Source organism: Candidatus Nitrosocosmicus franklandus (genome assembly GCF_900696045.1).
Classification (GTDB): Archaea; Thermoproteota; Nitrososphaeria; order Nitrososphaerales; family Nitrososphaeraceae; genus Nitrosocosmicus; species Nitrosocosmicus franklandus_A.
Map to the genome: position 1 here is coordinate 1,016,164 of NZ_LR216287.1, position 12,472 is coordinate 1,028,635.

At 33.3% G+C, this 12,472-nt stretch carries 9 protein-coding genes; 2 read left to right on the forward strand and 7 right to left on the reverse strand.

What is annotated here, in order from left to right:
* Positions 1–247 precede the first annotated feature (247 nt).
* Positions 248–2,374: an ATP-binding protein gene (locus tag NFRAN_RS04750; protein ID WP_134483389.1), complete on the reverse strand. Its 2,127-nt coding sequence runs from the start codon at positions 2,372–2,374 to the stop codon at positions 248–250.
* 698 nt (positions 2,375–3,072) lie between these two features.
* On the opposite strand from NFRAN_RS04750, the gene NFRAN_RS04755 reads away from it, so the two are divergent.
* Positions 3,073–3,474, forward strand: a complete 402-nt coding sequence (locus tag NFRAN_RS04755) for a DUF1428 family protein (protein WP_172602125.1) — start codon at positions 3,073–3,075, stop codon at positions 3,472–3,474.
* Positions 3,475–3,808: 334 nt separating this feature from the next.
* Here the strand turns inward: NFRAN_RS04755 and hsp20 are convergent, their stop codons facing one another.
* Positions 3,809–4,351 (reverse strand): archaeal heat shock protein Hsp20, encoded by a 543-nt coding sequence (gene hsp20, locus NFRAN_RS04760; RefSeq protein ID WP_134483392.1) that lies wholly within the window; start codon positions 4,349–4,351, stop codon positions 3,809–3,811.
* 455 nt (positions 4,352–4,806) lie between these two features.
* Between hsp20 and NFRAN_RS04765 the strand changes: the two genes are divergently transcribed.
* Positions 4,807–5,583, forward strand: a complete 777-nt coding sequence (locus tag NFRAN_RS04765; protein WP_134483394.1) for a hypothetical protein — start codon at positions 4,807–4,809, stop codon at positions 5,581–5,583.
* Between the two features lie 734 nt (positions 5,584–6,317).
* Here the strand turns inward: NFRAN_RS04765 and NFRAN_RS04770 are convergent.
* The 5 genes from NFRAN_RS04770 to NFRAN_RS04790 all read right to left on the reverse strand — a co-directional run bounded on the left by NFRAN_RS04770 (position 6,318) and on the right by NFRAN_RS04790 (position 11,642).
* Positions 6,318–7,331 (reverse strand): LLM class flavin-dependent oxidoreductase, encoded by a 1,014-nt coding sequence (locus tag NFRAN_RS04770; RefSeq protein ID WP_134483396.1) that lies wholly within the window; start codon positions 7,329–7,331, stop codon positions 6,318–6,320.
* Positions 7,332–7,639: 308 nt separating this feature from the next.
* Entirely contained in the window at positions 7,640–7,846 is a 207-nt protein-coding gene (locus tag NFRAN_RS04775) for a hypothetical protein (RefSeq protein ID WP_134483398.1), read from the reverse strand.
* A gap of 67 nt (positions 7,847–7,913) precedes the next feature.
* On the reverse strand, positions 7,914–8,597 hold the full coding sequence (locus NFRAN_RS04780; RefSeq protein ID WP_134483400.1) for a thermonuclease family protein: 684 nt from the start codon (positions 8,595–8,597) through the stop codon (positions 7,914–7,916).
* Positions 8,598–8,698: 101 nt separating this feature from the next.
* Positions 8,699–10,084: a hypothetical protein gene (locus NFRAN_RS04785; RefSeq protein WP_172602126.1), complete on the reverse strand. Its 1,386-nt coding sequence runs from the start codon at positions 10,082–10,084 to the stop codon at positions 8,699–8,701.
* Positions 10,085–11,078: 994 nt separating this feature from the next.
* Positions 11,079–11,642: a DUF308 domain-containing protein gene (locus tag NFRAN_RS04790; RefSeq protein WP_134483404.1), complete on the reverse strand. Its 564-nt coding sequence runs from the start codon at positions 11,640–11,642 to the stop codon at positions 11,079–11,081.
* Positions 11,643–12,472: the final 830 nt, after the last annotated feature.

The window sequence follows — 12,472 nt, forward strand, 5'->3', positions numbered from 1 at the left end:
AAACCTTCCTTTACGAATGTAATAACTGTAACTATAAAAAATTATCAAGAAATTATATTTTTGATTAATAATATTATCAAATGGATTATCAAGAATTGAATTGAAATAGAATATTTTATTTAAGACTAGATATAATAAATCTAAACTCATAAGGTGCCGACATCAGATTGCCGGTAGAAAAATAGACTATCTTCTTCTTGTCTTGGATATCGATTGTTATTTTTTCATTCTCTCTATGTAAAGGAAATCAACCTTTCTTTGGAATACCGAAACTAAATGTACATCCATTTTTATTTTTATTATTCATCGCCCAAATTCGTCCGCCATGTGCTTCTATAAGCTTCCTACATAAATAAAGACCAATCCCCGCACCATAGTAAGAATCAGAAGAAAATTTGGTAAACAATCTTGAAAGTAATTCGGGTTTCAATCCCTCGCCATTATCAGTTACACTAATTACAACTATTTCTTTAGAATGTATGATTTTTTCACTTAGAGTCAAAACTATCTTTCCTCCTTTGCTTTTTGTAAATCTTATTGAATTATCTACCAGGTTTTGAATTACCTGAGTTATCCTGAACTTGTCAGCCGTAACCACAAATTCTTTATCAAAGTTTTTATATTCGAATGAAATAGATTTGTTATATTCTATATTGGTAATATAATCTGATATTGTTGACTTTACTAATTCATTTAAACTAAATTCTTCCTTGTTAAGATAAAGGATGTTTCCTTCTAAACGTGTGATATCTAGGATATTTTCAGATAGTCTACGTAGTCTTCTTGCGTTTGACATAATAATCTGCAACATGAAATTCTGGTCATTATTCTGAATGTCTTCCTTCAATATTTCCGTAATTCCTAGAATAGATTGCAATGGCGTACGCAACTCATGAGCTACTAGATCCATGAATCTGCTCTGCATTTTTCCATGCACTTTAAGTTTTTCATGAGCCTCCTTTAACCTGTTATGAATTTCTGACTGCGTCCAAAGGCTATCAAAAATTGATGCTATTGTTTCCGATGTCTTACTACCATCAATAAATATCGCCTTACCCAATGCCTCTGTAAATTTCAACTGACCATCATCTGTTACTTCCAAAATAACTGTATTTTCTCTATCAATAACCATAATTCGATTAAATGATGTAATAACCGGTTCCAAATCTCTAAAATAGATGTCAGGATACTTTGACTGGATCTTTTTTATTTCAGAACTATTTTCTTGGTCAGGCAATGTCAAAACCCTTACCCTAATTCCTTTTGTGCCCATTCTATTCAACATCTTAAATCCTCCAGACATTTCTGTACGGAAAAATCCATTTGTAGAAGGAAGTATGATCAAGATTTCTTTTTTTGCAAGTGTAAATAACTCGAAGAGTTTATGAAGAGATTCGGTTGAATCAGAAACTACTGCTATATTATCATCATTACCTCTTTCCATCTCTTTGATTCTGTCTTGGGCACCTATCGCAGAATTCCATAATTTTTCAAAAATCATATTATAAAAAGTTAGATTTGCTCGGTCGTCATTTAGTAACATGTTATCAAGAATAAGTTTATTTTCCTCATTTCTTTCGATAGCACAAGCAAAGTATTTATCAGATAAAGCAAAATCAAATGGCGGACGATCAGGCGTATGACGAATATCTATACCCATTTGTAAGAGGTTTTTGACCAGTCTTAACTCATTTCTGCTTTGAATTGATGTTATCCATCTAACACCTGCATGTTGTTTGGCTTTGAGTTGGGTTTGAATTTTTTCAAAATACTCTAGATAATTTTGATAACCTAATAGCATTGCCCCTATGGTTGAATAGATATAAATGAATTTGGAATCAGTTAGAAAGTGTACTATCTGATCAGAAATTTCTACGTCTACCTTAAACCTCATCGATGGAGGGAGTATATTAAACTCATCACTCGTCTGAGTAGATGTCTCCAAATAGGAGATAGCATTAGAGAATAAAGCATCAAAGGATTTCTTTACAATTGACAATATAGTTTTGTTCGTAGTGCTAAAAACATCATTATATCGAGAGTCCGCTGGATTAGAATTCAAACTAAAATATTCTGAATCAGAAATGGCCGATATCCCTTGAACACCTTCAAGATATTTTATTTTTGAGGCCGCACTCGAAATATGCTTAAAATCCTCAGTGTTCTTTGGAGGTGATTGAAGTATGAATCTTATCTGAACATTCCTTTCCAATAATGCTTTACAAGCATCAACAAAACAAGAGGAATTAATAAAAAAAGACAACTTATCACTACTAATAGAAATATCAAGAATGCTGTTTACATTATTAATCAGATTTAATAAACGAGACGAGGCATCTTTATCATTATCAACGGATTCGGTAGTTTCGCTCATTTAAATGACTTGTCGATATTGTAGTATTTCTAGTATTTATGACATTCTATTCCTATACAGGGTAAATTCAATATAGTTTGTAATTATTTAAATAATGTCCAGTGTTTCAAAAGGGATGTGTAATTTCTTGTTAAAGTCCTAGTATTAAATCTGTCTTGTTAAACCCAAGCAGTGATAAATAAGTTCAAATATCAAACCTAAAATGTGAATCTAGTTTCTATGTTTTTACCATATTAAAGATTCATTTGTCGGTATTTGAGAAAAATCAATGTTTCTCTCTCACACAGTATTCTAACAAGCAAGATCTATGGAAATTTATCACGAATAGGGGAAGCATGACTGAAATTGGGTGAGCAAAAACACCATAGTTATATCAAAGAGCACTGTTTTGAGCTTGTTTGTGAGAATAAGTATCGAGATAACATGAATCGAATCCATATAGTATATTCGAAATGAAGCGTTTTTTATCAAATACATATCCATGAACTACTGATGTGTATCATTCTATGGAGTGTCCCTGGTCAATAAATAATAAGATCAATTCCTTTCCATCTCAGATTATCAAGGAGTATTATTTCATATCAAACTAGATAAAGTAAAATGACACTTACTAGTTCGCCATTTTGTATTTGATTGTTTATTATCACTATACTCTTGATCCCTTTGTTATTTTTATAGTATCAATCATGACATCTTATATGAGTAAATCTGAAAGCCCAGTAAACAAAAGTGATCTCGGCGGACTTATCCAAATCGTATTCATCCGCGCCCCCAAGAAGAATCATCACGCCTTATCAAAGATCGGCAAGCAGACAAATGATTTTTTCAGAAAACATGGGGTAACAAAATACCTGTATCGGTTGAATTCAAGAGAAAACATGATGGATTTTGTAAATGTGTCAAAAGTCATTTCTGCCAATGATGATGAAGATGTAAATTTAGAAATATTATCCTTTAGAGACGCAAGACACTTGGAGCAAGTCATGAAAGCCATGGAAGGCGAAAAAGTTGCTAAAGAATTATATGAAGAATCTATGAAACTTATAATACCTGGATCGATAGTATTCGGAAACTTTAGTAGGTTGATAGAAACATTATGAAAGATATTCTATTTCCATGATTTTTGAATATATGTAGAAGCGAATAATTCATAGTTTCAAATGTTTGATACTTGTTGGATCTAAAATTATTATAGATGTACTCAAAATCAGAAAAAGATATGGTTAAGCCGAGATGAGTATTTGAGAAAGAAGGATCAATTTTCCCTTAGAAGTATCATAATCATTACTTCATTGGGTATATAGAGTTTGCATCGAAGAGACAGAGAAAATAAAAATGTAATTTGAGCATTTCCTGTTTTGTTGGTACCATCCGAACTCATCGTTCTTCCATAAAAAAATGTTGCGGAGCAGTTATGCGCTCTCTCATTATATCTTATTCTATTTTGATTTCCTTTCCACGTGATTTTATCTGGTTCTTTAATTTTAATCTTAACTCTAGTATACCATTTGAGTAACTGGCCTTTGTGAAGGAATTATCTATTTCCATATTCAATGGTATCTCTGTATGATACTTTTTTCGATCTTTTTCTCCATGTATAGTAATGAGATCCTCTGCTATATTCACTTTGATATTTTCCTTCGATAGCCCAGGCATTTCTGCGGTAATTACCAGAGAATTGTTCTTTTCATCCACTATTGTATCTAGTAATGGTTGCCTGACACTTGATGACTCCACGAGTCCTCGAGTTCGGGGTTTAACATTTCCCAATTCCCTTACACGGGGCTTTCCATCCGGACCGATTGTTATTTGATAACCATAATAGTATGGAAAGGTTGCTGTTTCTCTGAACGCGTTAACATTAGTAGTATTTATACCTCTTGCAGTGTTAAAGATTCGATTCATCATCTCCTCTGCTTGGGCAAACTCCCTATCCACAGGGTCAAAAAAGTTTCTAAATGAGTTTCTTCTTATCATATTACGATCCCAATAGTCAAACATTCACATCACCTAGACAATATGTAATATTTATTACGCATATATTTTTTTCTAACATTTTGCAATTAATAAAACTAGATATATAGCAAGGATGTACACTATCTAATTAAAGACGATATTAAAGTATTATATCCATGATTCAAAGAAACTAAGTGCAAACATTGTGAGATACTGAAACACTTTTCTTTGTGACAGATTTAAGAATCGATATATATACTAAAATATAGCCAACAAAGACCAGCATGTCAACTATTTTTTTAATATTATTATTTTCTGTAATTGGTAAACAATAATAGAAATTATTCTTCTTATTCATAGTGATTATTGTTGTTATTCCTACTTGAACTTCGACAATATATTTAGCAACGAATAATCTGATAATTTGGGTATAAGTATCATAAAAAGTTAAATAGTGATGTAGAATTGGGAACATCATGGAAAACAGATTAACGTTAATGATGCTTACCATAGTTCTAACCATAATGTTACCTATCAACTCCATATCTGCATCAACCAAAAATGAAGTTATTTCGAATCAAGACAAGGTTGATTTGGATACTAATGGTTTAGCATATAATTCGAATTCAAGGCCATTTAATTTATCCTATGCAAACTGGACCGAAAAATGGTGGCAATGGACTTATTCTATTCCATGGAACAAGAATCCATCCTATGACGATACCGGAGAATTTTGTCAGGAAAATCAAGATGGACCGGTGTGGTTTCTAACTCAAGGATTTGATCATCCGGTCGAACGGACTTGCAATATACCTCAAAATACTGCACTTTTAATCCCTCTACTAAATTCCGAATGTTCGTTTGCTGAATTCAAAGAACTAAAAACGGAAGAAGAATTAAGAGAATGTGCTAGAAATATGCAAGATTTTGTCACTGGAGCAAAAGCATCTTTGAACAATATTACTTTACCTAATGGAATAAACTATCGCATCCAAACAGATCTATTTAACTTTACATTACCTCAAAATAACATATTAAATGTAGCCGCTCAGTCAACCCAAGCCGTTGCAGATGGAAATTGGCTTTTTCTAAAACCATTGCCTCCAGGTAAATACGAATTAAAAGTAAAAGGCGAAATAGATTCCACAACCTCTAAAAATGAAACAGGTGCCAGTAGTAGCGGCAATAATAATAATTATAATGGTCCAATTGGTTGGAATTACACTACCACATACAAACTATTGGTTAACTAATAAATGATTCCGATCGGTTTACTATATTCACGAGGCAGTCAAGTGACACAAATTTTCCTACTTTTAAGGGATGTAATATACTAATACTTTTTTCGAATTGACATAACAAACGCAAATTAAATAGCAGGCACATACTAAACTTAGTTCTAACCATTGTATTCAATCTCCGGTAACAAAATCGTTAGCTATTTGTCAAGCTGCAGGAAAACCAGGGTAAACAAAAATAATTTCACAATATCAAACAATATGGCAATGCAACTGGAAAACAAGGGCGTGAGAGAACGACACTAGGATCAACTCGGGCGAACTAAATCAATGTTTTTTGAAAGGCCCCTCAAGAATCTCATCAGTCCAGATTTGGACACTATATATTCATAGTAAAAAAACGTATGAATTTGTGAACGTAATTAAATTTCAATTATATGTACGCTAAGGGTGTAGAATTATCAGCAGCAAAAACTCGATAACATTAGAAAGAAAGTCAAAGCACTCACAAGAATAGAAGAGAAATTAGTTCAAATTGACACAAAAGCTGTATGGTGCGGATTCTAATCAATTGAACAAGTTTTTCTAATCCTTTTTGCCCTAGTTATAGTAAATACATGTCAGAATATTATATAATAGAAAACGAAATAGTAATTTTCAATTTCTTTAATACCCATCAAAGAACAAAACATAAGGTTACCAAGATATGTCTGCATATCAATAAGTTTATCACTCCTACTCCTAACTTTCTACTGGTTATTAATAATATCCGATAGTCGGGTTACAATATCCACAAATTGCCTTCTGTCAGGACTAGAATTGGTAAAAACGATCTCAGTGAATCCAATATCTAGATATGGCTTTAGTTTCTTAATTCCTTCCTCCTCATTAGATATAATGAATAATTTTTTTTCCAAAGAATCATCATCTATAACTTGACCATTTTCTTCAATCTTTCTTGGGTCATGTACATCAACGTCAAAGAATGCTTTAATCATAGAACCTCTCCAAAACCTAATTGACTCTATTGCCTTTTCTTTATCTTTATCATATGAAGCAGGAATAAATAATATCTTTTCTAACTGCTCGTAGTTTTTTTGAGATTTGGCACATCCTTTTTTTACAGCGGGAAAGAGAATATCTTTTATCTTATTCGTATCTAATTCATTAGTTACAAATCCATCTCCTTCTTCACCTGCTAATTGAGCAGATTGTTTCCCTAGTCCCGCGACGTAAATAGGAATTAAATATGAAGGTTTGGTATATAATTTAGAATCTTTAACAAAATAGTATTCCCCGTTGTAAGTGACCCAATCTTCTGTCCACAATTTTTTTATTATCTTGATCGATTCTTTTAATCTCTCAAATTTTTCTTTGTTTGTCGGCCATCTATTTCCTGCAGGCACTTCATTTAATGCTTCTCCTCTGCCTACACCCAAAAACACTCTTTGTGGAAACATAAAGGCCAATGTTGCAAATACCTGTGCAACTATGGCAGGATGGTATCTTAGAATCGGAGCGGTCACTCCTGTACCAATAGCCAACTTTGTAGTTCTGGCCAAGGCTGCGCCCATCCATGGCCAGGCGGCTCCACCAGATGCCCCGGTATTCCACCAAGGCATATAATGGTCACTTGTCCAACATCGTTGGATATCTTTTGTGTCCAAATATGCAACATCATCTAACAAGTCTAGAGGATTAATCTGTTCATGAGCTGCTTGAATGCTTAACTTCGTCTTTATCTCCTCTGTTGATTTTGACACAAATATTTTGGTATAATATCTTTTATTAGGCTAACAGTTATCTTATCGGATCATCTTTTTGTGGCATATTATTTTACAAACAAAAATGATTTTGGCGACGTTACTTATTTATAATAAGTAGTTTCTTTGAATAACAACAGAATGTTATAAATTAAACAAAATAGCGAGTATGAATAATTAATTTAATTATCAGGCTGCAAATAAACAGTTTCTATTTAAGGTATCTCAACGATAAAGTACATCCATAAACATCATTTCAAATTTGTTATATGTGATGAGTATTTATTCTAAAAAATAGAGATTAAATTCTAGTAGTCTTTTACTTCTTCTTTGAACTTTTCCTTATTGTATTCTGTACCCATATCCTTATCAGGATCTTTTATCTTATTTCCCATTGCCTTGGCACCAGCCTTGATCTTGTCCGCAGCTTCGTCTAATGCACTTTCGGTATTATTAGCAGCGTTGTGAACATCATCTTGAAGATCATCTTTTCTATTAAGTGGTTTTTCCGACATTGTAATTGTAGTATAACATTCTTTATATCATATATCAAAAAGAGATATCGACCGTCATTACTGGTAGCTACCCTTCACAGCCTATGCCATCTCCATCTGCATCAAGATTATGTGGATCATCATCCCCTACTGGTATATTTTTCTCATCAAAATCCTTACAATCAAGGTCTCTGCTAGTATCACTAAGATCAAATCTATAGACGTTGCTATTATCTGATTCTACAGGATCTTCCTTTTCGGTTCCATTATCATCACCACTATCACTTCTACTGTTTGAACAGCCATGCTCTCGTGCCCAATTTGTATTCGCAAATTCAGATATATCACAAAAGTCTTCATAGATATCAGCCAAATTATTATCGAGTATGGCTTCATTTACATTGATTCCTTCACAATAGACCACGGCAACGGTTCGGCCATAAGTCAATCCTTGGTTGTTATCTGGATCTACTTCTACATTTTTATTCAGACATTGTTCGGTAACGAAGCTTTTTGCCTCATTGAATCCAGGTTCATTCCTTTCTGGAGCATCTATTAACGCAAGTCTTATTGTTATTACATCTCCTTCTTGTGTAGACACATCAAGAGTATCACCATCAATAACTTTTGTCGCAATACCATCAAAATTTATTGATGAAGTGGTTACAGAATCAGAATTGGCAGAAGTAGGCCAGACCGGGTTTGAAAAGTTAAATGTTCCTAATACAACCAGAAAAGCAAATATTTTCGTGCAATATAAGAAATTAAGCAATAATGAGAATTATTTTAATTGATATATAAATATAAAAAAATAGATATTATAGTCTAAATTCTATTTTTGTTTATAGATTCATAGTATAGTTATCGCTAATGCTAATTATTTTCATCATTCTCAGAGTTGTCATCTTGTCCTTCACCGTCATTATCGTTGCCATCATTATTTTCTTTACTCTGGTTTTCATTTGAATTCTCTTCGCCATTATTATCGTTGCCATTACCATTTGCTATTTCTGGTGATTGTTCGTTACTTGCCCCACTGCCATCAGGATCTGTTTGTTCTGAATTATTAGTTGATGATTCACCCGCTGTTCCAACAATTCCGGTTCCATCGATTCCATTCACATCCGCTTGTGTAGTTCCGTTGTCGGTCTTTGGTTCTTCTACCTCATCATTGTTAGTTTGATTATTACTTCCTCCTTCATTTTCACAGCCTATGCCATCGCCATCTGCATCAAAGTTGTTTGGATCATTATCCCCTACAGGAAAGTTTCTTTCATCAATGTCTTCGCAATCCAAGTCATCGCCATTATTGTTAAGGTCCTCGGCTTCACAGCCTATGCCATCGCCATCTGCATCAAAGTTGTTTGGATCATTATCCCCTACAGGAAAGTTTCTTTCATCAATGTCTTCGCAATCCAAGTCATCGCCATTATTATCATTGTTGCGTGACCCAGAGTTACCATTATTGTTATCATCGTCATCATCGTCATTATTGTCATTAGATCCTTGGCCATTACTGGTCAAAGGCAATAGAGGAGCATAGGGAGCAACCGATTCGCCTGTGAAAAATTGTTCGGTTGTAAACCCACCACTACCAAATACGAATTTAGGATTCAAAGGAGGACTCATGGAACTTTGAACAGAATCTACATTAAGTGAATAAAAAGCACCTTGGGATTTGGTTTTATTATCTGTAATTGTAATATCAAAGGGCACCATTTGATTGCTTGGAAGATTACCTATATCAAGTCCAAAACTTTGAGTTCCAACTACACCTAGACTAGAATTATCATAAAACGTTGCAACAAGATTGATGAATTGTTCTGGAGCTTGGCCTTTATTAATTATATTACCCGTTATATGCGGGTTTCCAACGTTGTCAACATATGAACTGCTACCATTCAAAACAAGGTTTGCAGGCTTTTCAGCTAATGCAGATTCAGATGTGACAGAAAACTCCATAAAGTCAAATGTACCCAAGATTTGTTGAGGATTTTGTATTACTATATCAAATGGAGATAACTCACCAGATCTTAAAGTTTCGATTGAGGAGAGTGCAGAGTAATTACCAACAATAGAGTTGGTTGCTAGATTAGATAAAATTGCTGTTATTATGATGTTAGTCTGAGGTTGGGTTGATGTATTGTTTACTTCACCTATAATATGAAAACTTCCAAACTCATCTGTATAGGTTGATGTACTGGTAATTTGAATCACGCTAGTATTATCACCAGAAAGTTGAGCAATTGCAGAGCCCATATATGATATATCAACTCCATGATAAGGGACGGTTGACGAAAACATTGTAGGCAGAGACATCGTCAATATTAAAATGATTGAAAAGAATTGCAACATTTTAGAAGTTATACGCAATGATGAAATATTGATATAATGAAATTATAAATCTTTTCATAAGAATCAGGTAAAGAATATATGAACACTTAAGTTAAAACAATTGAAAATCTTCTTTTACATAATAACACGAGTGACAGTTTCTCATTTATGGTTTGTGAAAGACTTGATTATTTTTAGTATGGATTAGTTTGAAAGGGCATGATACTACTCAACGTGACTGGTTATACCTGTAATACTCGAGTCCATACCCAGATTGACAAATTCCCCTTCTCAAAGTTTTTAAATTATTAAGATTGTTGAGCCAGGGCATATAGAAATACAGTGCACGGATTAATTATACATAAAATAATTCGATAATAGTGAAAAAATCAATTCATTTCCTATCGATTCATAATATGGAATTACTATAAAGTAGATCAGCTTGAACGGATGTATTTACTATGTTAGGATTAATAATATAACAACATGTCTAGAATTTGTGAAAAATGTATTGTGATTGGCAAGAAACTCTACAAATGTTGCATCGGACAAACCCTTCCGAAATTCCAAACGCTTGTACACGGAATCGGCTCAGTTGATGTCATTCTTAAATTAGCAACCTACTAATACCGAATCATTAATTTCTCAATTGAAGTTCCTATCACCATATCAATTTAATTTGTGGTAGAGTTTTTAGGATTGGATGAATATTCTTCTTATATTTTTGCTAAAATTGCTCTGTAATCTTATGCTTCATATACTCCTAATTCTCCACCTCCTTTAAATGCGAGTACTCCTTGTCTAGGCGGTACTACCGTAGTAAGCATGATTGTATCCCATGAGAATATCAATACTCCATCATCTCATATGGTTTGTTGAAATAATAATTTGGTTTATAGTGCTTAGTAAAAAAAATAAATTAGACTCCTATATTCTCTGGTTTTCTTCCACCACGACCATGTCCTGAAATTCCCGCTGAAATGATTTGAATACCAGTAATTAGCAAGGCTATTCCAATCAAGATACCTGCAAATATTAGTCCTATTGCGGGCATAGCTATCACTATAATTGCTAGCAAGATGGATAAAATACCAACACCCAAACTGAATGATTTTGACCACTTACTTCCTTGTTTATCTCTTATTCCGTGAACTATTCGCGAGATTCCATCCACTAACAGAGCGACACCCAAAAGCAGCACTATAAATATTCCTGTACCCACTGGATAAGCTAATGCAATTAATGAGAGAATAATTACTATTATTCCTAGACCAATACTTGCAAACCGGGATTTGCCTGACATAAATATACCACTTATTACTTTTTCAATTCCTGCGAAAAGCAAAAGAAATGCCAGAAAGAATACAACAGAAATCGCACCGAAAATGGGGTTAATCAAAACCATTATCGATAAGACCAAAATAATTACCCCCAATCCGATCTGAACTGCACGAAGCCAGTTAGGGGATTTCTCAATGTTCAAATAAAAAACCCCCTAATGAAATAGAATATGATTTTTGACATATTTTGGCTGTAATTGAAATATTTTTCAATTTTCTAATATAGTACATAATGAGCATCTTATAAGACTACCTAAATAATAAATATTCCTAAATGTGAATAGTCACGATTTCATACAGATGAACGATTCTTGACTAAAGATATAATTCTTAATTGTTCTAACTATATTGTAAACAATATACTTTCTTTTAATTATTAAAAAACTCCTTTGGCGGTGATATCATACTAAAACCATTTAAGGAAAGTTAATTTTCAATTTATGAAGGTTAGGATCTAAATCACTTTACCAATATGATCTTGGTTTGAGGTTCTTCAAATTAAAAAGTTAAGTTCTTCTTATGTTGCCACTTGGGTTAATGCTCAAATATAGCTATTTTTAACTAGAGCAGTTCTTATAATGCAGTGTAGAGAGGATAGTTAATGGAGTTGCTAAAAAAGCATCAAAAACAACAGCCGCCTATAGTAGACATAGTGGCAGGTTCAGGGGTTACGGTTTGACATGGTATGGTTTCTGTTTTCCAAAGATTGTAACTTATTGACTCAATTTTCATGAGATTGTTTTTGCTTGTCATCGAAGTAATCCAAATCGTAAAAATGATTAAAAGAGAATGAAGAGAAAGTATACGATAACTCTTCATTTTCCATAGAAATCATAATTTCATCATTACCGATTTTAGTCCTTTTATATCAACAGATTGGTTAGGCACATATAGCAGTAATGACTGATTTTTCTCAAGTATTTAGATGAACTCAAGTTAAACTGGCCAGAATTGACCAGAAAATGAAAAGATA

What these genes read in the sequence shown, in the direction of transcription:
- NFRAN_RS04750 (WP_134483389.1), bottom strand. Translation starts at nt 2,374, where the DNA reads ATGAGCGAAACTACCGAATCCGTTGATAATGATAAAGATGCCTCGTCT.
- NFRAN_RS04755 (WP_172602125.1), top strand. Translation starts at nt 3,073, where the DNA reads ATGAGTAAATCTGAAAGCCCAGTAAACAAAAGTGATCTCGGCGGACTT.
- hsp20 (WP_134483392.1), bottom strand. Translation starts at nt 4,351, where the DNA reads ATGATAAGAAGAAACTCATTTAGAAACTTTTTTGACCCTGTGGATAGG.
- NFRAN_RS04765 (WP_134483394.1), top strand. Translation starts at nt 4,807, where the DNA reads ATGGAAAACAGATTAACGTTAATGATGCTTACCATAGTTCTAACCATA.
- NFRAN_RS04775 (WP_134483398.1), bottom strand. Translation starts at nt 7,846, where the DNA reads ATGTCGGAAAAACCACTTAATAGAAAAGATGATCTTCAAGATGATGTT.
- NFRAN_RS04785 (WP_172602126.1), bottom strand. Translation starts at nt 10,084, where the DNA reads ATGGGCTCTGCAATTGCTCAACTTTCTGGTGATAATACTAGCGTGATT.